22 protein-coding genes are annotated in these 26,182 nt (G+C 72.9%); 7 read left to right on the forward strand and 15 right to left on the reverse strand.

Annotation, left to right across the window (positions count from 1 at the left end; all coding sequences use genetic code 11):
• Positions 1-46 precede the first annotated feature (46 nt).
• Together AB0G11_RS05380 and AB0G11_RS05385 are read right to left on the reverse strand one after the other, a co-directional pair.
• Positions 47-1,615, reverse strand: coding sequence for a hypothetical protein (locus tag AB0G11_RS05380; protein WP_357584103.1), 1,569 nt, complete (start codon positions 1,613-1,615; stop codon positions 47-49).
• A complete protein-coding gene (locus tag AB0G11_RS05385) occupies positions 1,612-2,382 on the reverse strand; it encodes an ABC transporter ATP-binding protein (RefSeq protein ID WP_357584105.1) in 771 nt (256 codons plus the stop codon). Before AB0G11_RS05385 ends, AB0G11_RS05380 begins: the two co-directional genes overlap by 4 nt.
• A 36-nt stretch (positions 2,383-2,418) precedes the next feature.
• Between AB0G11_RS05385 and AB0G11_RS05390 the strand changes: the two genes are divergently transcribed.
• From AB0G11_RS05390 to AB0G11_RS05410, 5 genes are all read left to right on the forward strand, one after another.
• Positions 2,419-4,005 carry an acyl-CoA carboxylase subunit beta gene (locus AB0G11_RS05390; RefSeq protein ID WP_357584107.1) on the forward strand — a complete coding sequence of 529 codons (1,587 nt, stop codon included), beginning with the start codon at positions 2,419-2,421 and terminating at the stop codon, positions 4,003-4,005.
• Positions 4,002-4,202 (forward strand): acyl-CoA carboxylase subunit epsilon, encoded by a 201-nt coding sequence (locus AB0G11_RS05395; RefSeq protein ID WP_219499799.1) that lies wholly within the window; start codon positions 4,002-4,004, stop codon positions 4,200-4,202. The genes AB0G11_RS05390 and AB0G11_RS05395 overlap by 4 nt, the downstream gene beginning before the upstream one ends.
• Before the next feature lie 107 nt (positions 4,203-4,309).
• Positions 4,310-5,251 carry an NYN domain-containing protein gene (locus AB0G11_RS05400; RefSeq protein ID WP_049568418.1) on the forward strand — a complete coding sequence of 314 codons (942 nt, stop codon included), beginning with the start codon at positions 4,310-4,312 and terminating at the stop codon, positions 5,249-5,251.
• Positions 5,252-5,391: 140 nt separating this feature from the next.
• Positions 5,392-6,780 (forward strand): AlkA N-terminal domain-containing protein, encoded by a 1,389-nt coding sequence (locus AB0G11_RS05405; protein WP_357584109.1) that lies wholly within the window; start codon positions 5,392-5,394, stop codon positions 6,778-6,780.
• Positions 6,777-7,277: a methylated-DNA--[protein]-cysteine S-methyltransferase gene (locus AB0G11_RS05410; RefSeq protein WP_219499803.1), complete on the forward strand. Its 501-nt coding sequence runs from the start codon at positions 6,777-6,779 to the stop codon at positions 7,275-7,277. The genes AB0G11_RS05405 and AB0G11_RS05410 overlap by 4 nt, the downstream gene beginning before the upstream one ends.
• On the opposite strand, the gene AB0G11_RS05415 is transcribed toward AB0G11_RS05410, so the two are convergent.
• Complete coding sequence (locus AB0G11_RS05415; RefSeq protein ID WP_357584110.1) at positions 7,223-8,410, reverse strand: MFS transporter; 1,188 nt, start codon at positions 8,408-8,410, stop codon at positions 7,223-7,225. The genes AB0G11_RS05410 and AB0G11_RS05415 overlap by 55 nt on opposite strands.
• A gap of 90 nt (positions 8,411-8,500) precedes the next feature.
• Between AB0G11_RS05415 and AB0G11_RS05420 the strand changes: the two genes are divergently transcribed.
• Positions 8,501-8,932, forward strand: a complete 432-nt coding sequence (locus tag AB0G11_RS05420) for a MarR family transcriptional regulator (RefSeq protein ID WP_219499807.1) — start codon at positions 8,501-8,503, stop codon at positions 8,930-8,932.
• Here the strand turns inward: AB0G11_RS05420 and AB0G11_RS05425 are convergent.
• From AB0G11_RS05425 to AB0G11_RS05480, 12 genes are all read right to left on the reverse strand, one after another.
• On the reverse strand, positions 8,929-9,855 hold the full coding sequence (locus tag AB0G11_RS05425) for a hypothetical protein (RefSeq protein WP_219499809.1): 927 nt from the start codon (positions 9,853-9,855) through the stop codon (positions 8,929-8,931). The two genes, AB0G11_RS05420 and AB0G11_RS05425, sit on opposite strands and share 4 nt — an antisense overlap.
• Entirely contained in the window at positions 9,852-10,445 is a 594-nt protein-coding gene (locus AB0G11_RS05430; protein WP_219499817.1) for a hypothetical protein, read from the reverse strand. Before AB0G11_RS05430 ends, AB0G11_RS05425 begins: the two co-directional genes overlap by 4 nt.
• Positions 10,442-13,171 carry a BTAD domain-containing putative transcriptional regulator gene (locus AB0G11_RS05435; RefSeq protein WP_357584112.1) on the reverse strand — a complete coding sequence of 910 codons (2,730 nt, stop codon included), beginning with the start codon at positions 13,169-13,171 and terminating at the stop codon, positions 10,442-10,444. Before AB0G11_RS05435 ends, AB0G11_RS05430 begins: the two co-directional genes overlap by 4 nt.
• A 209-nt stretch (positions 13,172-13,380) precedes the next feature.
• Positions 13,381-13,797: a flp pilus-assembly TadE/G-like family protein gene (locus AB0G11_RS05440; RefSeq protein ID WP_308125591.1), complete on the reverse strand. Its 417-nt coding sequence runs from the start codon at positions 13,795-13,797 to the stop codon at positions 13,381-13,383.
• Positions 13,794-14,213 carry a TadE/TadG family type IV pilus assembly protein gene (locus tag AB0G11_RS05445; protein ID WP_219499819.1) on the reverse strand — a complete coding sequence of 140 codons (420 nt, stop codon included), beginning with the start codon at positions 14,211-14,213 and terminating at the stop codon, positions 13,794-13,796. Before AB0G11_RS05445 ends, AB0G11_RS05440 begins: the two co-directional genes overlap by 4 nt.
• 113 nt (positions 14,214-14,326) lie before the next feature.
• The gene (locus AB0G11_RS05450) at positions 14,327-14,815 is read right to left on the reverse strand and encodes a TadE/TadG family type IV pilus assembly protein (protein WP_357584114.1); all 489 of its coding nucleotides are present in this window, start codon (positions 14,813-14,815) and stop codon (positions 14,327-14,329) included.
• Positions 14,812-15,036, reverse strand: a complete 225-nt coding sequence (locus AB0G11_RS05455) for a hypothetical protein (RefSeq protein WP_219499822.1) — start codon at positions 15,034-15,036, stop codon at positions 14,812-14,814. Before AB0G11_RS05455 ends, AB0G11_RS05450 begins: the two co-directional genes overlap by 4 nt.
• Complete coding sequence (locus AB0G11_RS05460; protein ID WP_357584116.1) at positions 15,037-15,957, reverse strand: type II secretion system protein; 921 nt, start codon at positions 15,955-15,957, stop codon at positions 15,037-15,039.
• Between the two features lie 35 nt (positions 15,958-15,992).
• Complete coding sequence (locus tag AB0G11_RS05465; RefSeq protein WP_219499826.1) at positions 15,993-16,835, reverse strand: type II secretion system F family protein; 843 nt, start codon at positions 16,833-16,835, stop codon at positions 15,993-15,995.
• 3 nt (positions 16,836-16,838) lie between these two features.
• Complete coding sequence (locus AB0G11_RS05470; protein ID WP_357584118.1) at positions 16,839-18,134, reverse strand: ATPase, T2SS/T4P/T4SS family; 1,296 nt, start codon at positions 18,132-18,134, stop codon at positions 16,839-16,841.
• On the reverse strand, positions 18,131-18,844 hold the full coding sequence (locus tag AB0G11_RS05475; RefSeq protein ID WP_219499830.1) for a hypothetical protein: 714 nt from the start codon (positions 18,842-18,844) through the stop codon (positions 18,131-18,133). The genes AB0G11_RS05470 and AB0G11_RS05475 overlap by 4 nt, the downstream gene beginning before the upstream one ends.
• Before the next feature lies 1 nt (position 18,845).
• Entirely contained in the window at positions 18,846-19,487 is a 642-nt protein-coding gene (locus AB0G11_RS05480; RefSeq protein WP_219499832.1) for a hypothetical protein, read from the reverse strand.
• A 457-nt stretch (positions 19,488-19,944) separates the two neighbouring features.
• Here AB0G11_RS05480 and AB0G11_RS05485 point away from each other — a divergent pair, with 457 nt between their 5' ends.
• Entirely contained in the window at positions 19,945-25,896 is a 5,952-nt protein-coding gene (locus tag AB0G11_RS05485) for an FtsK/SpoIIIE domain-containing protein (RefSeq protein ID WP_357584120.1), read from the forward strand.
• Positions 25,897-26,182 lie beyond the last annotated feature (286 nt).

Genomic DNA, 26,182 nt, shown 5'->3' on the forward strand with positions numbered 1-26,182 from the left:
TCTGAACACGCGCAGACCGGTCTCACTTAATGGACTAGACCACTGCTCACGTGGGACGGGACACGGCGGCCAGCAGCTCGGGCATCCGGGCGAACCCGATCTTGGCGCCGAGGCGGCGGCCGAGCGTCTCGATCGCGAGCCCGTACGGCGGGGCGAAGGCGAGCACCCACGGGCCGGCGAACGCGACGGCGACGGCGAACGGCGCCGACAGCAGGCCCACGCCGGCGAAGGCGAGCAGGGCGCAGCCGAACGCCTGGCCGCCCTGCCCGGGCGCGGCGCCGGTGAAGGCGTTCATCCGCTCGGGCACCGTGTAGGGGATGAGCACGCTGGTCACCGAGCCGACGCCGAACCCGACGCCGAGCACGCCGGTGCCTGCCGCCAGCGCCCAGCCGATCGTCCCCGGCTCCCCGGCGAACAGCGCGGAGGCGACGGCGACGAGCGCCAGCACCGGGACCGCTATCAGCGCGTTGGCCAGGTGACGGCCCGCCAGGTCGAGGTCGAACTGGCGTTGCGCGCCGAAGGCCACCGTGTTCATCCACAGCGAGCGGCCGTCGATCCCGTAGGCGTTGCCGAGCTGGACGGCGATCATCATGCCGCAGAACGCGGTCATGCCGATGGGCAGCGTGGGGCCGCTCATGCCCTGGCCGGTGAAGGAGAACGCCATCACCAGGACGACCGCGACGGCGGCGAACCAGAGGATGCGGTAGCGCGGGTCGCGGCGGACGTACTTCAGCTCCTTGGTCACGACGGCGGCGAGCGGCCCGTCGGGCAGGAACCGGTCGGCGAGCCCGCTGTCGCGGCGCACCGAGGCGGCCTGGGTCGAGGAGTCGGCGGTGACGAGCGCGCGGCCCAGCGCCTTGATCCACAGCCAGCCGGCGGCCACGGTCAGGGCGGCCAGGACGGCCACCTCGGCGAGCCCGGCGAGCCCGCCGCCGGCGATGGCGTGGGCGGCCAGCCCCGACGGGGTCCACCGCAGCGCGCCCGCCATGTCGAGGAGCATCCCCTGCGGGTCGCCGAAGCCGCGGTTCATCAGCAGGTTGGGGAGCTGGAAGAGCAGGACGACGGCGATGGCGGCGACGGCGAGCGCGTCACGGCCGCGCCGGGAGCGCAGCGCGCCCGACAGCGCGGTGGTGACCAGCCGGGAGGCGACCAGGCAGAGCGCGAAGTGGGCGAGCACCGCGAGCAGGCCGACGAGCACCCCGCCGACGCCGCCGGCCAGCCCCACCAGCGCCCCGGCGGTCACGATCAGCGTGGCGGCCGGCCACACGCCGGTCGCCGAGGCGGTGAACATGCCCACGGCCAGCTCACGGGTGCGCAGCGGGAACAGCGACAGCCGCGCCGGGTCGAGCGTGTCGTCCAGCCCGAACGCCAGCAGCGGCACGACCATCCAGCCGAAGAGCAGCGCGGTGAAGAGCAGCGTGACGACCGCGACCGCGACGTCAGGAGGGGCCAGCCGCAGCAGGCTGACCAGGGCGAAGCCGCCCGCCGCGGTGCCCAGGGCGAGGATGAGCGTGAACGCGAAGCCGACCTGGCGGGCGGTGTCGCCGCGCAGGTTGCCGGTAATGAGGCGCAGCTTGAGCCCGGCGAACAGCGCGACGGTGCGGGTGAGGCTCACCGGCGCTCTCCTGAGCCGAGCCAGCCCAGGCCCTCGCCCGCGGCCGCCTGCGGCCCGCCGACCAGGTCGAGGAACGCCTGGTTGAGGCTGCGCCCGGCGCGCACGTCGCCGATCGGGCCCTGGGCGACGATGTGGCCGCCGCTCATCACCGACACCCAGTCGCACAGCCGCTCGACCAGGTCCATCACGTGGCTGGAGAAGATGACGGTGGAGCCGGAGGCGGTGAAGCGGCGCAGCACCTCGGTGAGCGTGTTGGCGCTGACCGGGTCGACGCCCTCGAACGGCTCGTCCAGGAAGAGCACCGACGGGTTGTGCAGCAGCGCGGCGGCCAGGCCGATCTTCTTGCGCATGCCGGTGGAGTAGTCGACGACGAGCTTGCCCGCGGCGGTGGTCAGGTCCATCACCTGGAGGAGCTCGTTGGCGCGGCGCTCGACCTCGGCCTTGGGGATGCCGCGCAGGCGGCCGTTGTAGAGGAGCAGCTCGCGGCCGGACAGCCGCTCGAACAGCCGCAGCCCCTCGGGGAGCACGCCGATGCGGGCCTTGACCTGGAGCGGGTCGCGCCACACGTGGTGGCCGTCGACGTGCGCCTCGCCGCCGTCGGGGCGGAGCAGCCCGGTGATCATGCTGAGCGTCGTCGTCTTGCCCGCGCCGTTGGGCCCGACGAGCCCGGCGAAGCTGCCGGCGGGGACGACCAGGTCGACCCCGGCCACCGCCACCTGAGGGCCGTAGCGCTTGAACAGGGCCGTGGTGCGTACCGCGTCCGACATGGATCCACTCTATGAGCAGGGATTAATCTTGCGCGCATGACAGCTGCCGAACCCTTGCCAGACATGCCGGATATTCACACCACCGCTGGGAAGATCGCCGACCTGGAGCGACGGCTGGACGAGGCCGTGCACGCCGGGTCCGCGGCAGCGGTCGACAAGCAGCACGCCAAGGGCAAGATGACGGCCCGCGAACGGGTGCTGGCACTGCTGGACGAGGGCTCGTTCGTGGAGTTCGACGAGTTCGCCAGGCACCGCTCGACGATGTTCGGCCTGGAGAAGCGCCGGCCCTACGGCGACGGCGTCATCACCGGGCACGGCACGATCGACGGGCGGCAGGTGTGCGTCTTCTCGCAGGACGTGACCGTGTTCGGCGGCTCGCTCGGCGAGGTGTACGGCGAGAAGATCGTCAAGGTGCTGGACCTGGCGCTCAAGATCGGCTGCCCGATCATCGGCATCAACGAGGGCGGCGGCGCGCGCATCCAGGAGGGCGTCGTCGCGCTCGGCCTCTACGCGGAGATCTTCAAGCGCAACGTGCACGCCTCCGGGGTGATCCCGCAGATCTCGCTCATCATGGGCGCCGCGGCCGGGGGCCACGTCTACTCCCCCGCGCTGACGGACTTCGTGGTCATGGTGGACCAGACCTCGCACATGTTCATCACCGGGCCGGACGTCATCAAGACGGTCACGGGGGAGGAGGTCACGTTCGAGGAGCTCGGCGGCGCCCACGCGCACAACACCAAGTCGGGCGTGGCCCACTACCAGGCGGCGGACGAGCACGACGCGCTCGATTACGTCAGGGCGCTGCTGTCCTACCTGCCCTCCAACAACCTCGACGAGGCGCCGGGCTTCGAGGCGGCCGAGGATCTGGACCCCGATCCGGAGCTGGACGTCATCATCCCCGACTCGGCGAACCAGCCGTACGACATGCGCCGGGTCGTCGAGCACGTGCTGGACGACGGGGAGTTCCTGGAGGTCCACGAGCTGTTCGCGCCGAACGTGGTGGTCGGGTACGGGCGCGTCGACGGGCGGCCGGTGGGCGTGGTGGCCAACCAGCCCATGCATTTCGCCGGATGCCTGGATATCAACGCATCCGAGAAGGCTGCACGATTTATTCGAACATGTGATGCTTTCAATATTCCGATCCTGACTTTTGTTGATGTACCGGGTTTCCTCCCCGGAACCGATCAGGAATGGAACGGAATCATCCGCCGCGGCGCCAAGCTCCTGTTCGCCTACGCCGAGGCCACCGTCCCCCTGGTCACCGTCATCACCCGCAAGGCCTACGGCGGCGCGTACGACGTCATGGGGTCCAAGCACCTGGGCGCCGACGTCAATCTGGCCTGGCCCACCGCGCAGATCGCGGTCATGGGCGCGCAGGGCGCCGTCAACATCCTCTACCGGCGCGAGCTGGCCGCCTCCGACGACGCCGACGCCGAGCGGGCCCGGCGGGTCACCGAGTACGAGGACACGCTGGCCAACCCGTACATCGCCGCCGAGCGCGGCTACGTGGACGCCGTCATCCGGCCGTCGGAGACGCGGGCGCACATCGTCAGGGCGCTGCGGGCGCTGCGCAACAAGCGCGCCAGCCTGCCGCCCAAGAAGCACGGGAACATCCCGCTGTGAGCGGCCACCTGCGCGTCGTGCGCGGCGACGCCACGCCCGAGGAGATCGCCGCGCTCGTGGCCGTCCTCGCCACCCGCCACGCCCGGCCGGCACCCTCCGTGACCCCCGCAGCACAATCCTGGCGCAACCCCGCGAGAAGCATGCGTAACCCCCCGGCGCCGGGGAAGTCGGCTTGGCGGATGAGCGCCCAACCCTAGATAGATCCCGGGAATCGGGTGTCAAGTTCTCCGGGAGTTGGGACTATCTAGAGAAAGTAGGCGTATATAGTCAGCCGATCAACTAACGCCGCGGCCTGGAGGACATCATGGCCATCCCAGACCTCATGCCGCATCCTGTGGCAGCCAAGTACGCCGTCCTTGTGGATGTCGGTTATCTCTACGCTGCCGCAGGTGAAGTGCTGCTCGGCGCCAAGGAGCGCAAGGAATATCGAGTGGCGGCCGATGAGCTCATCCAGAGTCTACAGAAACATGCAGAGGAACGTATTTCCGGGGAGCTTCTGCGGATCTATTGGTATGACGCGGCCCGCGACCGGGTTCCCACGGTCGACCAGCGGGTCATCGCCCAGCTCCCCTGGGTCAAGGTGCGGCTTGGCAACCTGAACGCCCGTGGCCAGCAGAAAGGCGTCGACGCGCAGATCAGGAGCGACCTGGAGGCGCTGGCCAGGCACCACGCGGTGACCGACACCATCCTGCTGGCCGGCGACGAGGACATGGTGCCCGCGGTGGAGGCCGCCCAGGCGTACGGGGTGCGGATCCACCTATGGGGGGTCGAGCCGCCTTATGGGACCAACCAGGCCGAGCGCCTGGTCTGGGAGTCCGACACCGTGGAAGTGATCAGCGCTGATTTCCTGAGGCCCTTTTTCAGCCGTGCTCCCCAGCCCGTCGCGGTCACCCCGCCGGCGGCCGCGCCCTCCCCCGCCCAGGTGTTCGCCGGCCGCGCGCCGGTCAAGCCGCACGTCAAACCCGGCCAGGTGGCCAAGCTCGGGCCCAGCCGCCCGCGCGTGGAGGACGTGGGCGAGCACGTGGCGCAGAAGTGGATCCTCACCCGGGGCCGCGACAACATCCGCGACCTGCTCCCCGGCCCCATCCTGCCGACGGTGATCGACACCGAGCTGCTCATCGAGGCGGAGAAGGAGCTCGGCCACTCGCTGCGGCCCTACCCGGAGGCGCGCGTGTGGCTGCGCGACGGCTTCTGGGCGCGCGTCTACCGCGAGTTCGATCTGGGGGTCGGCGTCTCGTCCAAGTGACCGAGGAGCGCCTCGGGCGGCTCCGGCGTGCGGCTCTCCCACAGCGTGGCGATGCCGCGCCCCGGCGCTGACCTGGGCGTTCACGGTAACGTCTGATTTCCGCCAGTCGACACCTGTGACCAGCGCATAGCCTCGGAGGCATGTCAGCACCAGAGCTCGACTTCGACTCCTGCTACCGGGCCGTCTCCGCCAGGGACGCCCGGTTCGACGGACGGTTCTACACGGCGGTGAAGACGACCGGCGTCTACTGCCGGCCGATCTGCCCGGCCCGCACGCCCGCGTCGCGGAACGTGCGGTTCTACCGGCACGCCGCGTCCGCCGAGGCGGCGGGGTTCCGGCCGTGCAAGCGGTGCCGGCCGGAGCTGTCGCCCGGCGACCCCGGCTGGGACCTGCGGGGCGACCTGATCGGGCGGGCTCTGCGGCTGATCGACGACGGGGCCGCCGACGAGGACGGCGTGGCCGGGCTGGCCAGGCGGCTGCACATCACCGAGCGGCACCTGCACCGGCTGTTCGTCGCCGAGCTCGGCGCCGGGCCGCTGGCGGTCGCCAGGACCAAGCGGCTGCTGCTGGCCAAGCAGCTGCTCACCGAGACGGCGCTGCCGGTGACCGAGGTGGCGTTCGCCGCCGGGTTCGGCAGCGTCCGCCAGTTCAACGCGACGATGCGGGAGACGTACGGGTTCACGCCGAGCGAGCTGCGCGCCACGGCGGCGGGCCGGGGCGTGCCGAAGGACGCCTCGCTCCGGCTGCGGCTGCACCGGCGCGAGCCGTACGACGTGGACGGGGTGTTCGCGTTCCTGGCCTCCCGGGCGATCCCCGGCCTGGAGGTGGCCGACGCCGCCTCCTACACGCGCAACGTGCCCGGGGGCACGGTCACGCTCACCCCGGAGGACGGCCACTTCGCCCTCGACGTGGCCGTGGACGACACCCGGCAGCTCGCCAGGCTGGTGGCGCGGTGCCGGCGGCTGCTCGACCTCGACGCCGACCCCGACGCCATCGCCGGGGCGCTCGGCCAGACGTCGCTGGCCCCGCTCGTCGCGGCGCGGCCGGGGCTGCGGGTGCCGGGCGCGTTCGACGGGTTCGAGCTGGCCGTGCGCGCGGTCGTGGGCCAGCAGATCTCCGTGGCGGGCGCCCGTACCCTGCTCGGCCGGATCGTCGCCCGCGCGGGGGACGGCCGCCTCTTCCCCGGCCCGGCCGAGCTGCGCGACGCCGATCTGACCGGGCTCGGGCTGACCGGGCGGCGCATCACCACGCTGGCCGAGCTCGCCGCCCGCGTGGACGACGGCCTGATCGACCTCGACGGCGGCCAGGAGCCGGCCGAGACGGTCAAGGAACTGCTCGCCGTGCCCGGCATCGGCCCGTGGACCGCCAGCTACGTCGCGCTGCGGGCGCTGCGCGACCCCGACGCGTGGCCGACCGGCGACCTCGTGCTCGACAAGCGCATGGCCGCCCTCGGCATCCCCAAGGACCATCTCGAACGGTGGCGGCCCTGGCGGGCCTACGCCGCCCTGCACCTCTGGAGTCACTCATGATCAACGCTCAGATCCTGCCCACTCCGACCGGCGAGCTGTCCGTGCTGGCCCGCGACGGCGTCGTGGTCGCCGCCGGCTTCACCGCCGACCCCAAGGAGATGTTCGTCCGGCTCAAGCCCGAGCTCCAGGCGGAGGGCCTGGACGTGGTCGACGACCTGGGACCGATCTCCCAGGCCGTGCGCGCCTACTTCGCCGGCGACCTCGACGCGCTGGACGACGTCCCGGTCGAGCAGCCGGGCTCGCCCCGGCGCAAGGAGCTGCACCGGGCGCTGCGCGAGGTCAAGGCGGGCACCACGGTGTCGTACGCGGAGCTGGCCGAGCGGGCCGGGCTGCCGCGGACGGCGGCCCGCGCGGCGGGCGGGGCGTGCGCGCAGAACCTGATCGCGCCGTTCGTGCCGTGCCACCGGGTGCTGCCGTCGACGGGCGGGTTCGGCGGCTACTACTACGGGGTGCCCGTCAAGGAGTGGCTGCTCGCCCACGAGTCCGCCGCCCGCTGACGCGCCTGCAGCCCGGCCAGCGCGGCCACGACGAGCCCCACGACACCGAGCCCCGCCGCGGTCCAGGCGGGGGCGGTGTAGCCGAGACCGGCGTCGATCGTGAGCCCGGCCGCGAACGAGCCGATCGCGTTGCCCAGGTTGAACGCGCCGATGTTGGCCGCCGAGGCCAGCGTCGGCGCGCCCGCCGCCGCGTCCAGGACGCGCGTCTGCAGCGGCGGCACGGTGGCGAAGGCCGCCACGCCGAACAGCGTGATCGCCACGACGAAGGCGACCTGGTGACCCGCCACCAGCGCCACGACCACGGCCAGCAGCGTGAGCAGCGCCACCGAGCCGTAGATGCTGGGCATGACGGCCCGGTCGGCGAGCCGCCCGCCGATGAGGTTGCCGATCACCAGGCCGACGCCGAACAGCGCCATCACGATCGGCACGGCGCCCGGGGAGAACCCGCCCACCCCGGTCATGATCGGCGAGATGAACGTGATCACCGCGAACACCGGCGCGAACCCGAACACGGTCATCGCCAGCGCCAGCCACACTCCGCCCTTGCGGAAGGTCGCCAGCTCCCTGAGCACTCCACCGGTGGGCCTCGGCTGGGCGGGCACCAGGGCGAGCACCCCGGCCAGCCCGACGACGCCGATCACGACCACGACCCAGAACGTGGCCCGCCAGCCGAACGCCTGCCCGATCCAGGTGCCTAGCGGCACCCCGAGCACGTTGGCCAGCGTGAGCCCGGTGAACATCAGCGCGATCGCGCTGGCCCGCTTGCGCGGCGCGACCAGGTCGGCGGCCACCACGGACCCGACCCCGAAGTACGCGCCGTGGGCGAAGGCCGCCAGGAACCGGCCCACCATGAGCGTCCCGTACGAGGGCGCGAGCGCGGACAGCAGGTTGCCGGCGATGAACAGCACCATCAGCGCCAGCAGCATGGTCTTGCGTGACAACCGGCCGCCGAGCATGGTCAGCGGCGGCCCGCCCACGGCCACGCCCAGCGCGTAACCGGACACGAGCAGCCCGGCGGCCGGGATCGTCACGCCGAAGTCTCCGGCCAGCTCGGGGAGCAGGCCGTTGATGATGAACTCGGTGGTGCCGATGCCGAAGGCGCTGATCGCGAGGGCGAACAGGGCGAGAGGCATAGAATTCTCCTCAGACGACGTTAGTGAGCGTAGGCATTATTTGCACACGCCGACTAACTGACCATACAAGAATGCTGAGGAGGGTGTCACATGCCCATCGCCGACGACGCCGTGGAGGCACGCGCCCAGGGCTGGCGCACCCTGGCCGCGCTGCACGCCAAGATCGAGGACCGGCTGGAGAAGGCGCTGCAGAAGGAGCACGGGCTGAGCGTGAGCGAGTACACGGTGCTCGACGTGCTCGCCCGCCAGGACGGCTGGCACATGCGCATGCAGCAGCTCGCCCGCGCCGTCGTGCTCAGCCAGAGCGCCACCACCCGCCTGGTGACCCGCCTGGAGAACCGGGGCCTGCTGTCGCGCTACCTGTGCGAGGACGACCGCCGGGGCATCTACACCGAGGTCACCCAGGCCGGCCGCGACCTGCTGGCCACGGCCGGGCCCACCCACGACACCGTGCTCAAGGAGGTGCTGGCCGAGGCGGCCGAGCAGCCCGAGCTGGCGCCGCTCGCCGCCGTCATCGCCTAGGGCCTGACGTTGCTCTGCACCTCGCCGACCGGCACGTCCCTGCTCGCCGACACCTCGATCGGGTCGAACTGGACCGCCACGCCGCCGCTCACCTCGACCGGCCACACGCTGGTCACGGTCAGCTCGTACACCTCACGCGGCCGGTCGATCGAGGCACGCAGATACCGCACGCCGCAGGTGAACTCCGCGCCCTCGGCGTAGGGCCGGCCCGCGGCGCCGCAGCCCGACTGGCGCACCTCCGCCCGGTCCGAGCCCGTACCGGCGTCGATCTTGATGTCGTCCAGCGTGGCCACCACGGTCGCGCTCATCACGCCGGGCAGCGTCGCCGTGACCGAACGGCGCGGCTCACCGACGCCCTCGAGCCAGACGAACGTGGGCAGGTTCACGTAGCTCTTCGCGTCGGGGCTCAGCTCGACCTTGCCCTCCGGCACCGTCAGCGCCGCCCGCGCGATCTCCGCCAGCTCCCGGAACGTGATGCCGCTCGGCGGCGTCGTGTCCGGCGGCACGAACACGAACAGCTCCAGCCCCGCCCAGCACGCCGCGCCCCGGGGATCGGCCGCGTTGTAGGCCGGCGACCACCACAGCCCCGGCTGGCCGACCTTGTCCTTGAACTGCTTGACGAAGGCGTTGAAGCCCGCCTCGTCCTCCTTGATCCTGGACAGGTTGGCCTCGGCGTCCTTCATGAACGCGTACATCTCCTCCGCGTTCATGCCCGGCTCGTACCAGCACGGGCTCTTGAGCTGGTAGCCGTCGCTCTTGCCGCCCTTCACGTCGCCGGTGATCTGGATCTTGGAGTGTTCCAGGACGACGCCGGCCGTTTTGCCCTTCTGGAAACCTTCGGCTTTCGTGTTGTCGCGCGGCGGATCGGCGCTGCCGGCGAACAGCAGCGATCCGGCGACGATCACCGAGAGCAGGCCTTTCATGGGCTGCACCCTTCCTTGCTGTTGCTGAACTGCCTGATGCGCCACACGCCGTCGTCACCCCGGTGGGCGAGCATGGTCTGCAGGTAGGGGGCGCGGCTGGAGTCGGGCTGCGGCGAGATCGCCTTGCCCGTATCGGCCGAGACGATCGTCATCCGCGTCTCGTCCACGCACACGTCGACCTGGGCGCCCTTGCCCATGACGGTCGTCTTCAGGTCGTACAGCCGCACGACTCCCTTCACCGACTGGCCCTTGCCGGTGAACCCCGCCACCCACTCGACCGAGTCGGGGATCAGCGTCGGCTCGACGTGCCGCAGGTAGCGGTCACCGCCGGACACGACGGCCGCCCACGAGTCGGCGTAGAACTCCGGGAAGAGCCGGACGAGCTGGTCGACCTTGTCCGGCCACGCCACCCGCACCTCCAGCTCGTCACCCACGCCGACCGTCGCGGGCGGCTCGCTCCCGCTGGGGGTGGCCTGCTCCGTGGCCTCGCCCGTCGCCTGCACCGGCGCCTGCCGCGGCGTGTAGGGCTGCTCGGCCTGGCCGCACCCGGCCGCCGCCGCCAGTGCCAGAAGGATCGCGATACGTCTCATGCCGTCGACTCCCTGACGACGCGGAGGCGCCACGACGGCAGCAGCTCGTCGATCAGCGCCTCGGTTTCCGGGGCCATCCCGCCACCGTGCGGATGGAACGCCGACCGCCTGGTCAGCCCCTCGACCACGGCCCGCAGCCGCGACAGGTCACCGGTGGCGTGCGTGGCCCGCAGCAGGTCACGCCAGAGGCCCTCGTCATCGGCCGCCAGCAGCAGCGCGGCCCGCACGGCGGCGATCGCCGCGTCGGCCCTGCCGTCGGCCAGCCGCAACTCGCAGAGCCGGTGCGCCGCGTCGGCCACCTCGGCCGCCACGTCGTACTCCAGCTCGTCACCTGCCAGCCAGGAGTAGCGGCCGTGCGCCCGCCCGCTCAGCAGCGGCCCCCTGACCAGGCTCAGCGCCCGTTCGAGCAGCACGGCACGGGCCGCGGCATCGTGGTGGGAGCGGCGCACGAGCTCGCGGAAGACCGCCCAGTCCGTGCGCACTCCCGGCCCCAGCGTGAGCCTGCCCGACTCGTCGGCACGCAGGTGCTCCGGGCCCAGCCAGCTCATCACCCGGGCGATCGTCGCGCCCCGGACCATGGACTGCACGCCGCGCGGCCACAGCACGCCGCCGAGCACCACCGGATGCACCCCGCCCGGATGCGTCGCCAGGTAGACGAGCAACTCCGCGGCGAGCGCCATCCGGCCCTCCTCCAGCGGCTCCGGGCCGACGATCTCCAGCGGGCCGAGCATCCTGATCTCCACCGCCGGCGGGCGCAGGTCGTCCAGCGGCTCCGCCTCCGGGATCGCCTCGCCGTCGAACCGGTCCGCGGTGCGGAACAGCTCCACCAGCGCCCGGTAGTGGCGGCGCGGCAGAAGTTGCGCCGTCACCTCGAAGCCCAGCTCGGGCAGCTTGGCCCGGCCGTCCTCGGTGATCTCCCAAGTCCAGGTGGCATGCGGCACGTCGCCGGTCACCACGTAACCGGCCGTGTCGTCGCGGGCCAGCAGCGCCAGCCTGCGCGCCTCCTCGTGCGTCGGCGCCACCGCCGACAGCAGGTAGTGGGCGTCACGCGGGCGGCCCGAGACCCGGCCCGTCAGCACCTCCCGGCGCGGCGCCGCCGTCGCCTCCAGCTCCGGCAGCACCTCCGCCAGCCCGCCCACCGCCCTGATCCGGTCGGGCGCGATCGCCGTCAGCTCCTCGCCGAACCCGACGAGCGTGATCCGCATCCGGTCGGACCACCGGTTGGTGGCCAGCTCCACGGCCAGCGCCGCCAGCGCCGCCGTCGTCTGCGGGCCCCGCACGTTGATCAGACCCTGCGCCGCCTCCAGGTCGACCAGCACCCGGCCGCTCCCGTCCGTGCCGATCGACACCAGCCCCGGGTACGGAGCTCCGCCCGGATGATCGTCCAGCAGGCGGCCCTCGTGCGCCGCCAGCCGCCACACCTGGCCGCCGTCGTCGGCCGTCCAGGGCTCCGGCGGGTCGGCGTCCGGCGGGTGGATCCACAGGTCGAGCGACCGCGCGGACAGGTGGGCGGCGTACACCGTCGGCGGCGTCCGCCCCTGCGCGGCCAGCTCGGCGCCCAGCAGGCGCAGGCCCACGTCGAGGATGCGCGCCCCCGGCGCGTCGGCGCCCAGCCGCAGCGCCATCTCGGCCTCGGCGGCGTCACCACGCGGCCGGGCCAGGCGGCGGCCGAACAGGCGCCGCCAGAGCTGCTCCCGCCGCCGCCTGGCCAGCACCATCAGCAGCCCGGCCGCGGCCAGCGACGACCCGGCGAGAAAATCGACCAGCTCCAGGCCCTGCTCCTGCTGGGGCTGGGTCTCGGCGTCGCGCTCCTCGGTCGGCGGCTGGGCGTTCCTGGGGGCCTGCTCCTGGGTGCTCTCCCGTTCGACGCGGTCCCGCACCACCTCCCGGTCGCCGCCGTCACCGCCGGGCTTGGCCGGATGCTCCTTGAGCGTCTGCGCCCTGGCCTGGCTCGCCGGGACCACATGGGTGTTCTTCGCGTCGTCCGGCATGTCCAGCACCCAGCCGGGCCTGATCAGATCGGCCATCCGCAGCTTGGCGCCGTCGGGCTGCTCCTTGTGCTGGTTCAGCCGGAAGATCTCCGGATAGCGGCGGCCGTCGCCCAGGCACTTCTCGGCGATCTCCCACAGGCTCTCGTGATGGCGGCCGTGCGGCGGCTGCACCACGTACACCTTCTTCGTCCGCTGCGTGTCGACCACCTCCTTCTCCACGACCGGCGCGGTGTAGGCCACCGTGGTCATCGGCTGCGGAACCGGCGGCGGCGCGGCCATCCTGGCGATCGGCACCACCACCGCGCCCGCCGTGAACAGCAGCAGCACCGCCGACACCAGCTTGTTCGCCAGCGCCTGCGTGCCTCCCGACAGCGGCACCCGGGCCGGCATCCCCACCCGCCGCACTCCCGCGTACACCTCGACCACGACGCACACGAACAGCTGCAGCCAGGCCAGCCAGACGAACGCCACCAGCAGCGCCATCACCGTGCTCGGCCCCACCCGGCTGGTCAGCAGGTCGAGATCGAGCAGCTCGGGCGCGATCGGCGGGCCCACGAACGTCAGCAGCGCGTACGGCACCCCGCCGACGAGCGCCAGCAGCACCAGCAACGCCCCGAGCCCGGCGAGCACGTCACCGGCGCTGCGCCGCGCGTGAATCCGCCCCGCCTGCCGCGCCCGCCCCGTGGTCGCCGCCTGGCGCTGCCTGTCCTCCGGGGCCCCGTCATTGGGCGCCAAGTACTGCCGCCCCCCGCCATGCGGCGGGTACCCGCCTCCGGCCGGCCGCGACCCGCCCGTGGGCGGTTGGCCGCCGCCGGGCTGGTGGGGCCCGCCGGTGGGGTGCGCCGGTCGTGCGGGGCCTCGCCTGGGCATCGCCTCTCCCTTCTCGATTCCAGCGTCACGTCTCTCCGGCCCCGCATCCACCGACCGGCGTGATTCGGTCTGGCTCACCGCGCCTCGGGGGCGGCCGTCGCCTCGGCCTCCATGTCCGACCCCGGGAACCCGATCGCCCCCAGGAAGAAGGCCGTCCACCGGACCCGTACGGTCACCGTCACGTCGGCCTGCCCCTGCCCGACGGCGCAGCTCCCCGAGGTCACCCCGGTGCCGCCGTGCGCGCCGATCACCTCGTCGGCCCGCCCGCACACCTCCGCCTCGCCCAGCAACCGCACCTGGCCGGTGGAACGCAGGTGCTCCACGTCGATCCGGTCCGCCCCGGCCCGCGCGGCCTGCTCGGCGACGTCGGCGGCGCGCAGCCGGGCGTTGATCGCCGCCCCGCCGTCCACGAGCAGCCCGGCGAGCAGGAACACCACCACCGAGAACAGCACCGTGAACACCGACATCGAGCCGCGCTCCCCGCCCCTCACTCGACCCTCCTGAACTGCTCCAGCGGCACCACCGACGTGCCGGTCATCCGCTGGCTCCCGCCGAAGCCGAGGAACGCCAGGTCGAGCTCGCACGTCACCTCGGCGACCACCTGCCCGCCCTCCTCCCACCGCGAGCCGTCGAGCGAGACGGCCGGACCGGTGCAGCCGTCGCGCAACGCCTGGGTGACGACCGCCTCGGCCGCCGACTCGGCCCCCTGGAGGGTGCGCTGCACCGAGGCGGCCCGGGCGGCGTCCCTGGCCGCGCCGTTCACCTCGCCCTGCGCCTCCACCAGCCGCCCCGCGCCCGCCAGGAACAGCAGAAACAGCAGGAAGACCGGCGCCAGCATCACGGTCTCGACGGCCATCGACCCACGCTCGCGCACCAGGGACCTCCGCCCCTGCGGGTTTCGCGGCACGGCCTCCTCCTTCAGCGGGTGTTCCGGACGACCTCGTACGGGCTGGACCCGGCGTGACGCACGGCCAGGCGGTCCCGGCCCACGGGAGCCCGCTTCCGTCCGTCGGGAGAGGGTCAACCGCAGTCATCTCCGCCGTCGTCGGGACGGAAGCACTCGATCGGACCGCCCGACGTGGCGGTGATCGTGAACGCCAGCTCCGGCAGCAGCGGGATGACCTGGACGGCACTGCCGGTCACGGTCACGTGGCGCTCGTCCGGCTGCCGTTCGGCCGTGGTCGCCTGCGCGCCGCTCAGCAGCCGCGGCCCGATCGCCGCCACCACCTCGCGAGCCTTCGCCTGCGCCTCGGCCTCCCACCCGCCGGAGTCGGCGGGCGCGGAACGGGCCACGCGGGCCCCCTCCCTGGCCGCCGCCTCCGCCACCTGCCGCCCGTGAAACCAGAGCGCGACCTGCACGATGAGCAGCACGACGGCGAGCACCACCGGCATCAGCAGCGCCAGCTCCACCACCGAAGCCCCCCGCTCCCGCCCACCGGACGCCACGCGCCGCCGCCACCTGGTGGGTGGGGCGGCGGGCCGGCGTCCGGGGGCGGGCGGGCCGGTCATGTGTCTCCTTCGCCGCCGCCGAAGGAGCCCTGGATCTCGCTCTGCTTGCTCTCGACCAGTTGCCTGATCAGGGTCGCCAGGCCGAGGGCGACCCCGGCGATGATCGCGGTGATGATGACCCATTCGACGGCGGAGGCGCCACGACTGGGGGCGGTGCGCGCCCGGTGGATCCGCACGCTGAGGAGCGCCACCAGATAGACGATCCACGGATGATTCTTCATTCAGGACCCCAACATCTTCATAGCGGCCGGAAAACTGAGAAAGATCACGAACCCCGCGCAGAGCAGGAGCTGGGCGACGAGCATCGACTGCGAGCGCTCCCCCGCCCGCCCTTCGATCTCCGCGAGCTCGCGGCGGCGCAGGGTGGCGGCGCGGGCCGTCAGGGAGGCGCGCACCTTGGCCCCGTCGTCGGCCACCAGTCCGAGGGCCGCCGACAGGTCGCGCAGCTCGTCGATGTTGATCTCTTCGCCGAGCTGGCCGAGCGCCTGCCACGGGGTGATGCCGACGATCCTGGCGCCGCTCAGCGCGTCGCGGATGCGGCCGATCGCCCAGTTGGGCTGCTCGCCGCTGACCGATACGGCCATCATGAGCGCCTCGGGGACGCCCCGGCCGCCGGCCAGGTTCATCGATACCAGGTCCAGGAACGCGCCGACGACGTGCCGGAAGTCGCGCCGCCGGGCCGCGGCGTCCCGCCGGATCTGCAGGTCGGGCAGGAAGAAGAAGACCACGGCCGCGATCAGCGCCACCCAGAACGGGATCGCCGGCGAGGCGCCCCAGCCCATCAGCACCAGCCAGCCGAACAGCACCGGGAACGCCAGCAGCCCGCTGACCGCCAGCAGCGCCTTGGTCGCCAGGAAGCCTTCGAACGAGCGCCCGACCAGCGCCAGGTCGGCCCTGATCGAGCGGACCTCCCAGCCGCGCGCCCCGTAGAGGCGGACGAGCCGGAGGCCGAGCCCCCGGCGGAAGGCGCTGACCTCCTCGTCGGGCAGCACGAGCTGGATGCGCGGCGACTCGGCGTCCTCGCGGACGGCGTCGAGCGCCAGCAGCCGCGCCACCAGCCCGGGCCGGGCCGGGAACAGCGCCCTCAGCAGCACGAACAGGCCCAGCCCCGCGACACCCCCGGCCAGCACGGTCTCAACCATGACCGCCCCCAGCCACCCCTCGGATCGGCAGCGCCTCAGGCATGGTCGCCTCCCATGAGCAGCCGCGTCGGCTTGTCGAACCTGGCCAGCCGCCGCATCCAGGCGAACCCGGCGCCGAACAGCCCGGCGACGACGACGAGCACCGCCTGGCCCAGGTAGCTGTCGTACTCGCCCACGTACGACGGGTTGAAGACCACCAGCAGGCCCGCGAAGACGAGCGCGGTGATCACCACGATCTGGACGCTGCGGCGGGTGGCGCGGCGTTCGGCCTCGACGCGGCGGCGCATGTCGAGCTCCTCGCGGGCGGAGACGGCGAGCGCGCCGAGCACGTCGCGCAGGCCGGGGCCGCGCAGCCGGGAGTTGAGGATGAGGGCCGCGACCACGAGGTCGGCCGACGGGTCGTCGAGCTCGTCGGCGAACAGGCCGAGCGCCTCGGGCAGCGCCATCCGGGTGTGCAGGCGGTCGACCAGCGCGCGCAGGTGGGGGCGGAGCGTCGGGGCGGCGGCCCTGATGGACGAGGGGATGGCCTGCTCCAGGCCCGCCGCGCCGGCGATGGTGTCGCGCAGCGACTCGGTCCAGGCGGCCAGGCCCTCCAGGCGGCGCATGGCGGCCCGCTCCTCGGCCGCGCCGCCGGACAGCCCGCGCCAGGCGAACACCAGCAGCACCGCGCCGACCGCGACGACCACCCAGCCGGTGACCACCATGACCAGCGCCGCGGCGATGGCGGCGACGGCCGCGCGGGTGGTCAGCACCTGGATCAGGCGGCGCCTGGGCTGCGAGGGCCTGGGCCGCATCCCGTACAGGGAGAGGAACAGCAGGAACAGGCCGCCGCCGGCGAGCGCGCCGGACAGGAGGGCGAGCGGGTCGAAGGTGAGCACGCGTCACCAGCCTCCCGGTTGGTAGCCGTGGGCGGCGAGCTCCTCCAGGCACGAGACGGGGGCGTGCGGGACGGCCGCCCCGTCCGGGCCGGGCACGAAGATCTCGCTGGACAGTACGCGTCCGTCGCAGCCGTTGACCTCGCGGATGCTGGAGACGTAGCGGCGCAGGCTGCCGCCGCGGTGGTAGTCGTTGCGCTTCTCGATGAAGACGACGAAGTCGATGGCGCCCGCGATGAGCATGTGGGTGGCGTCGATGGGCAGCCGTTCGCTGGCCTGGAGCGCGTAGGTGGCGATGCGGTTGAAGACCTCCATGCTGGAGTTGGCGTGGATGGTCGACAGGGAGCCGTCGTTGCCCTGCGTCATGGCGTTGAGCATGGTGACGATCTCGTCGCCGAGGACCTCGCCGACGATGACGCGGCTGGGGTTCATGCGGAGGGAGCGGCGGACGAGCTCGGCCATGCTGATCTCGCCCTGGCCCTCGGAGTTGGGCAGGCGCTGCTCGCAGGCGACGACGTTCGGATGGAGGTCGGGGAACTGGTCGAGGCCGAGCTCCAGGGCGCGTTCGACGGTGACGAGGCGTTCGGCGGGCGGGATCTCGTTGGCGAGGGCGCGCAGGAGCGTCGTCTTTCCGGCATTGGTCGAACCGGCGATCATGATGTTCTTACGGGCACGCACCGCCGCAGTCAGAAAACGGCCTACTTCTGGGCTTATGGTGTTATTTCCGACCAAATCCGAAAGAAAGACTTTGCCCAAACGCGCACGGCGGATCGAGACCGCCGGCCGTACTGTCACGTCCATCACCGCGCTCAACCGGGACCCGTCGGGCAGGCGCAGGTCGAGCTGCGGGTTGGCGGTGTCGAACGGGCGGCTCGACAGGCCCGAATAGGCGGCCAGGATCTGGATGAGCTCGATCAGCTCCTCGTCCGACTCGGCCACCGGCTCGTGCGCGATCTCCTGGCCGTCGGCATAACCGACGAAGACCTTGTCGCAGCCGTTGATGTCGATGTTCTCGACCTCGGGGTCGTCGAGCAGCGGCTGCAGGCGGCCCACGCCGAACAGCGCGGCGTGGATGCCGGCCGCCAGGCCCTCCTCCTCCTCGACCGTGGGCGGGGTGCGGCCGAGGCCGATCTCGCTGCGCGCGTGCTCCTCCAGCACCTGCGAGATCAGCGCCCTGGCGAACTGGCGCTCGTCCTCGCCGGTCATCGCCGGCAGGCCGTTGGCCTGGTCGAGCCTGCGCTGGTGGGCGAGCCGGTCGCCGACCTCCTGGCGGAACCTCTTGACGAGGGCGTGGTCGATCATCGGCTCACCAGCCGTCCGGCGAGGTCGCGGGCCGTGCGGACGAGCAGCGAGCGGTCGAGCCTGCCGCCCCACTGGCCGCGCAGCAGCTCGGCGCCCTTCGGGTCGTACGCCAGGCCGTGGACGAAGCCGACGTACGGGCCCACGATCCGGCGTACGTCGTCGATGGAGGAACGGTAGCTGCGCGGGTCGGCGATCACCACGACGCCGTGCGCCTTGCTGATCGACAGGCGTTCGCGCAGGTGGGCGACGTGGTCGAGGGTGGCTCTGGTGAGCAGCACGACCTGGTCGGCCTCCGCCAGCAGGTCGCCGAGCTGCGGGTGCGCGCCCAGCCGGCCGCAGTCGGCGATCACGTCGGCGTTGGGGATCGCGGCCAGTGTCCGGCCCAGCGGTCCCCACAGCCAGGTGAGACCGGCGGCCTGCTCGCCGTGGGTGATGCCGACCAGCACGTCGAGCCCTCCGATGATCTTCTGCGTGTGGGCGTGGATCTGCGCGGGCTCCAGGCCGCGCCGGGCCGTCGCGCCCAGCGTGAGCAGGCCGCGGCCCGGGTTGAGCACGCCCCCGTCGGCGGCGGGCAGCCGATAGGCCAGGTCACCGCCGGCCGGGTCGCACTCGGCGAGCAGCACGGGACGGGGCCACACCGCGGCCAGGGCCGTGGCCGCGGTGGTCACCCCCGGCGCGCCCTTGTCGGCGGCCAGCACGATCAGCGCCACGTCAGCGTGCCCCCGGCAACTCGGCGACCGCGATCTGGCCGGTGGAGGCGTACTGGAGGACCGCCGGCGAGACCCCGGTCTCGACGATCACCGTGACGCCGCCCTTCTCGCCCACGTTCTGGACCAGCGCGTTCTGTGCCAGGACCCGGGCCTCGCCCTCGTCGCCCGGCACGTGGACGACCTGGACCCGGTCGCCCTTCTCCAGGCCCTGCGGCATCTGACCGGGCTTGAGCGCCAGGCCGACCAGGGCCTTGCCGGGGCCGAGCTCGTCGCTGGCCTCCATGCCCATGTCGCTGGTCAGCAGCGTGCCGGGCAGGATCGTGACGGCCGCGAAGGACTCGAGCACCTTCTGCCGTTGCGACCAGCTCACGTACGCGATGCCGGTGTCGGCGATCTGGACCTCCTCAAGGGCCTGCGGGGTGAACCGCTGGCCGGCGCCTATCTGTTGCACGACCCTGATCGCCGACACCCGGTCGCCGCTGCGCAGCACGAGCAGCGTCGTGGCGAGCGCTCCGCCCAGGATGAGGAGCAGGGCGAGAGCCGCCAGCGCGGGCTTGCGCTCGCGAGGAGGCACCGGAAGCTTGCGCGAGGCCGGGCCCGACAACCCGGCCGCGTTGACGGCGGGTTTTTCACTGGTCCTCATGCGGCTCCCATGATGATTTGAGGGAATTCACGCCATTATGTGCAGCCCTTGGTCAAGGGCGTGGGTGGAATGCGAGGAACCATGCTTGATTCGCAGGGGGCGTTGTGTCAACTCCGGGTAATCGATGCTTATTGTTTCTAGCGAGTTGACGGTGGCTGCTTTTTATGGATAAGAGTCACCTGAGTAACATGCGGCACATTATTCACATGATTTTTGGGATTTATCCCCTAATGGTTGGGCATGTCGGGGGTGATTCGGTCGGGATCTTCCGCGCATATTCGGGCATCTTTCTCCGCCGGCCGCCGCGCAGGTGTTTTCCCTGGTCATCCACAGGTTCCGTGCGTCCCTTCGGGGTTTTCCACAGAACCGCGTTCCATGCCATTGCCGTCAACCTGCGGGCCTAGCCTCGCTGCGGGCGCTACGTTGGCGCCGAGGTCCGACCGAGGAGACGGCAACCATGCGGATCATGCTCACCGTGCTCGGCGAGCAGGGCGACCGTGACGTCGTGATCGACGGCGACGACGACACCACCGTGGCCGGAGTGAGCGAGGCGCTCGCCGATCACCAGCCGCTCGCCCAGGTGGTCCGGCTGCCCCGTGCCCGGGCTCCCTACGGCATGTCATCGGCCGGGCCTCCCAGCCCCGTCGCCCGCGTGCCCTCCCAACGCCGCCGTCCTCCGGACCCAGGACCGCCCGGCCTCGACGGGCCCGCCGGTCCGCCCTTCGGCGACGGGTCCGCCCCGGGCAACGGGTCCGAGGGCCGCCACCGTCCCTCCGGGCCCGGGCCGTCCTCTTCGGGTGGCCCGCCGTTCGGCGCTCCCCTAGCGCCCGGCGACGGGCCTGCGGGGCGTCGCTCGGGTCGCGGCGGGTCCGGGTGGCGGCCATCCGGCTCCGGCGGCGGCTCCGGGTGGCGGCCGTCCGGCTCCGGCGGCGGCATCGGTCAGGGGCGGTGGGCCGCTTCGGACGATCACGGCGACGCTCAGGGGCTCACCGGCCAGGGCGACGACTGGGCGTCACCAGACCGCGAGCGTCCCGCCGGAGGCCCCGGGCGGGGCCGCCACGGCTCCCCGGCCCCCGGCACGCCCCACCCCGAGGACGGCGTCACCTGGGACGTCCGCGCCTCCCCGCCCCCCAGCGTCCACGGCGCCGCCCGGAGCTGGAACGACCGTCCGCATGGCCAGGCCCTCACCCTGTGGCGCAACGGCCGCCCGCTCGACCCGCGCGCCCCCGCCAAGGCGGTGCTGCACGACGGCGACAAGGTCACCCTCGACCCCCTCCTCGCCCGCGCCACGATCGTCGAGGAGCCGGGTGGCGTGGCGGAGGTGCGCGTGGTGGGCGGCCCGGCCGCCGGCGCGGTGCACCGCCTGGGCCTCGGCGTCCACGTCATCGGCTCCGATCCCATGTGCGCGATCACGGTGGCCGACCCGGCGCTGGCCCCCGAGTCGGTGACGATCCGCGTCACCCCCGACGCCATCACCGCGGAGCGCGCGCCCCGCGCCACTCCCGGCCAGGCGCCGCGCCTCAAGCTCAAGGGCCGCTGGGCCGACGAGGTCGCCGAGCTCACCGCCCGGGTCGCCGAACGCGAGGCGGCCGAGCTCGCCGCCGAATCGTTCGACGACTCCCCCGAGCTGGCCTCCCGTCCGCTCACCGACGCCGTCGAGTGGCCGGAGGACGCGCTGCTGTCGTGCGGCTCGTCGCTGTTCACGCTGACCGCCATCGAGCCCCGCGACGCCCATCTCACCCCCCGGCTCGAAGGCGGCGTGGCCTACAACCGGCCGCCCCGCCTGACCCGTCCCGAGCTCCGCCGTACGTTCAAGCGCCCGAAGGAGCCGTCGCGCACCGAGGGCATGCGCCTGCAGTTGCTGGCCGCGTTCCTCCCGATGGTCATCGGCCTGACGCTGGCCTACGTGCTCAAGCAGTGGTATTTCCTGCTGTTCGCCCTGATGACCCCGGTCATCATGGTCGGCCAGTGGTGGAGCGACCGCCGCCACGGCAAGAAGCAGCACCGCCAGGCGATCAAGGAGTACAAGGAGCGCCTGGACGCCTACGACGAGGCCGTCGAGCGGGCCAGAGCCGAGGACGAGCTGCTGCGCAGGTCCGACGCCCCCGATCCGGCTCAGGTGCTGCTCACCGCCATCGGCCCCCGGCGGCGGCTGTGGGAGCGCCGCGTCCACGACGACGACGCGCTCCGGCTCAGGGTCGGCCTCGCCGACCTCCCGGCCAACCTCGACCTCGCCGAGGAGCAGGGCGGCCCGATCGAGCCGCCGATCTGCCGCGCGGTGCCGGTGGCGCTGGCCATGCGGCGGCTCGGCGTCGCCGGGGTCACCGGCCCCCGCGACACAGCCACCGGCCTGGCCGGATGGCTCATCGGCCAGGCCGCCACCCTGCACAGCCCGCGCGACCTGGCCATCGTGATCATCTCCGCGCATGCCGACGGCGAGCGCCGCTGGGGCTGGGCGCGCTGGCTGCCCCACTGCGCGCCGCGCGGCGGCGAGGACTGCGTGGCGCTGATCGGCGCCGACCCCGAGTCCGCCGCCCAGCGCGTCAGCGAGCTGGCCGCGCTCATCGACGAACGCCAGAACACCGCCATCCCGGAGCTCGGCAAGATCCCCACCGGCTGGGACGACCTGGGCGGCCCGGAGCCCCCGGCCTTCTCCACCTACGACGTGCGCCCGTACGACGTGCTGGTCGTCCTCGACGGCGCGCAGGCCCTGCGCGGCCTGCCCAGCATGCCGCAGGTCCTGCGCCAGGGCCCCCGGGCGGGCGTCTACACGCTGGCCCTCGACGACGACGAGCGGCTGCTGCCGGAGGAGTGCGCCACGGTCGCCGCGTGCGCTCCGGACGGCCGCGTGCACCTGCGCGGCGGCGGCCTCGACGTGATCGGCCCCGTCCTGGCCGACCGGGTCTCACCCTCCTGGTGCGACCGCCTGGCCAGGGCGCTGGCGCCGATCCGCGACGTGAGCAGGGAAGACGGCGCCGCCCAGCTCCCGCAGTCCGTACGCCTGCTCGACCTGCTCGGCCTGCGCGCCCCCACCGGCCGCGAGGTGAGCAGCCGCTGGCTCGACCAGGGCACCACCCGCGCGCTGATCGGCACCGGCCCCGACGGCCCGTTCGCGATCGACCTCAGCCTCGACGGCCCGCACGGCCTCGTCGCGGGCACCACCGGCGCGGGCAAGTCGGAGCTCCTGCAGTCCCTCATCTGCTCGCTGGCCGTCTCCAACCGCCCCGACCAGCTGACGTTCGTGCTCATCGACTACAAGGGCGGCGCCGCGTTCAAGGAGTGCACCCGGCTGCCCCACACGGTCGGCATGGTCAGCGACCTGGACGGCCACCTCACCCAGCGGGCACTGGAGTCGCTCGGCGCCGAGATCCGCCGCCGCGAGCGCCTGCTCCTCGCCGCCGGGGCCAAGGACATCGAGGACTACACCGGCCATCCGCTGCCCCGGCTGGTGCTCATCATCGACGAGTTCGCGGCCCTGGTGTCGGAGTTGCCCGACTTCGTCACGGGATTGGTTGACATCGCGCGCAGAGGGCGTTCGCTGGGCATCCACCTGATCCTGGCCACGCAGCGCCCGGCCGGTGTGGTCACGGCCGACATCCAGGCCAACACCTCTCTCCGCATCGCCCTGCGCGTCACGGAGCCCGCGGAGTCGTCCGACGTGATCGACCTGCCGGACGCGGCCCACATCTCCAAGTCCACCCCCGGTCGCTGCTACGTGAAGTCCGGCGCGGGCCCCGCCACGGCCGTCCAGACGGCCCGCGTAGGCGGCCGCGCCCCCGAGCCTCTCCCCGCCCCCTCACCCGGCCCGCACACCGGCGTGCCGGGCCCTCCCGTGCATCCCGGCCTCACCGGCCCCACCTGGGCGCCGCAGCGCACCCCGGCCCGCGTCAGGGTCGTGGACATCGACTGGCGCTCCCTGGGCCGCGCCCTGCCCGCGCCTCCGCAGCCGACGGAGGAATCGGCGGTCACGGACCTGTCGATCCTGGCCGACGCCATGATCGAGGCCGCCCGCCTGGCAGGCGTGCCGGAGCAGCCCCGCCCCTGGCTGGAGCCCCTCCCCGCCCAGATCGTCCTCACCCTGCCGACCGGCGGCCCCCACCTGGCCCCGGTTCCCGACCTCCCGTCCGCGCAGCCCGACTCCCCCCATGGGCCGGGCGAGTCTCCCGCCGCCGCGCTCGACGGCCAGGCCGCCGTGCCCGGTGCCGAAGCCGCCCTCCCTGCCCCGTCCCCGAACGTGCGTCCACCGGGCAACGTTCCTGCACGCGGAATGCCGTACGGCACCGCCACCCCGCCGAACGGGACCCCGAACGACGACCCGGCCACGGCGTACCCAGTTGCCGGCCCGGCCGGCGGCACCTCGTCCAGCGCGGCCACACCTGTGGGAGCGCCCGGCGGGACCCCGTCGAACGGGTCACCCGACGCTCCCCCGGTCACCTTCGTGGAGCCGTACGGGTCCCGCTCGCCGGGCAGCCTGCCGGCCGGTGAGGTGGAGCCGCTGCCCTTCGGCATGACGGACCGCCCCTGGGCACAGGACCGATGCCCGCTCACGCTCGACCTGGCGCACGGCGGCCACCTCCTCATCGCGGGCGCACCGCGCAGCGGCAGATCAACGGCCCTGCGCACCATCGCGGGCGCCATCGCCGCCTACACCCTCCCGTCGGACGTCCACGTCCACGCCGTCGACTGCGGCTCCGGCGCCCTGCTCCCCCTGGTCGCGATGCCACACTGCGGCGCCGTCGTCACCCGTGACCAACTGGACCGGGTCGAGCGCCTGCTCACGCGCCTGCGTACGGAGGTCGGCCGCCGCCAGCAGCTCCTCGCCGAGGCGGGCCACGCCTCGCTGGCCGAATACCGGCAAGCCGGACATCGGCTGCCGTGGCTGGTGCTCATGCTGGACCGCTGGGAGGGCTACGTCGCGGCGTTCGAGAACTACGACTACGGCCGCCTCCTCGAATCCCTCCTCCAGCTTCTCCGCGAGGGCCCGGCGGTGGGCCTGCGCGGCGTGGTCACCGGTGACCGCTCGTCCCTGCTCGGCCAGGTGTCGACGGTCTTCGACGACCGTCTTCTCCTGCGCCTCTCCGACCCCTCCGACTACGGCCTGGCGGGTTTCCCCCTGAAGGGCCTGCCCTCGTCCATGCCTCCCGGCCGAGCCCTGTCCATGGGCGAACACGGCATCGTCGAGCACCAGATCGCCCTCCTCACCCCCGACCCAGCGGGCCCCGCCCAGGTGGCCACCCTCCAGTCCCTCGCCCGCTCCACCCCCATCCCGGCCGCCGATTCGGTCATGGGCTCCCCCTTCGGCACCTCGCCGCCACCCGATCGGTACGCGACCCCGGACCTCACCCTCCAGCCCGGCCTCGGCACACCAGCGCATCCCTCAGCCGACCCCGGCCTCGGCACGTCGCCGCACCCTGCGGCTCAGAGCGACGCCACCGCACCTACGCACTCCGCGGACCAGTACGACCCCGACGAAGCTTCGCGTTCCACAGGCCGGCCCGCGGCTTCGTACGACGGCGCTTCGGCGCACGGTGGCGCATCGGCGCACGACGGGGCTTCGGTGCACGGGGGCGCATCCGCGCACGACGGGGCTTCGGCGCGTGGGGGCACTTCCTCATCCGGGCTGCCCTCGCCGAGGCGGTCGGACGGTTCGCGGCGTTCCAGTCCGGCTCACATGCGCGGCGGGCCGGCGGGGCCGGGAGCGTGGCATTGGGAAGGTGAGCCGCCGCTGCGGGTGGACGCCCTGCCGTTGCGCATCACCGCCGGCCAGGCGTTGGCGCTGGATCCGGCGTTCAGCCCGCCGTCGCCGCTCTGGGCGCTGATGGGAGCGGGCGGTGACGCGCTCGCGCCCCTGGGCCTCGACCTGATGGCGTACGGGCCGGCGGCGGTGATCGCCGGGCCCGCGCGGTCAGGGCGATCGTCCGTCCTGGTGACGGCGGCTCAGTCCCTGATCCGTGCGGGGACGCCGGTGATCGCGGTCGCGCCGAGGCGCAGCCCTCTGCGTGACCTCGACGCCGCCGTGGCCATCCTGGACGGCAACGCCACCGACCTTCAGGAGCTGGTCGCCGATCTGCGCCACTATGTTCTCCTGATCGACGATGCCGAGCTGATCAACCCGGACAGCCCGCTGGGCACTGTCCTGGAGGACCAGCTCCGGTCAGGCAGGGACGGGGACCACGGTCTCCTCATCGCGGGCACCACCAGTGACCTGACCGTGGCCTATCGCGGTTTCGCCGCCGAAGCTCGCAAGGGGCGGACCGGTCTTCTCCTGTCGGTGCAGAGCCAGGCCGACGGTGACCTGTTCACGATCCGCCTGCCGCGTGGCGTATCGGGCGGCCCGCCGGGACGCGGGCTTCTCGTCACAACCGGCACCATCACCCCCATCCAGGCCGCGGTCCCGGACGGGGAGTAGGTTGCGGCGGGTGCCGGCCGTCGGGCTCCGCTTCGGTGCGGTCAGCTTGGGGCTGAGGCCGTTTGCTGGCCAGCGGTGGCAGCGCGCCCGTTGCCGCCACGTTGGCAGCCACCCGGTCGGGGCTCACCCCGTTGGCGGCGTGGTGGAGGCTCAACCCGTGGGCAGCGTGGTGGAGGCCCACCCCGTGGACAGCGTGGTGGAGGCCCACCCCGTGGACAGCGTGGTGGAGGCCCACCCCGTGGACAGCGTGGTGGAGGCCCACCCCGTGGACAGCGTGGTGGAGGCC

Origin of the sequence: Nonomuraea sp. NPDC023979 (assembly GCF_040639085.1) — a bacterium.
GTDB classification, from domain to species: Bacteria; Actinomycetota; Actinomycetes; order Streptosporangiales; family Streptosporangiaceae; genus Nonomuraea; species Nonomuraea ceibae.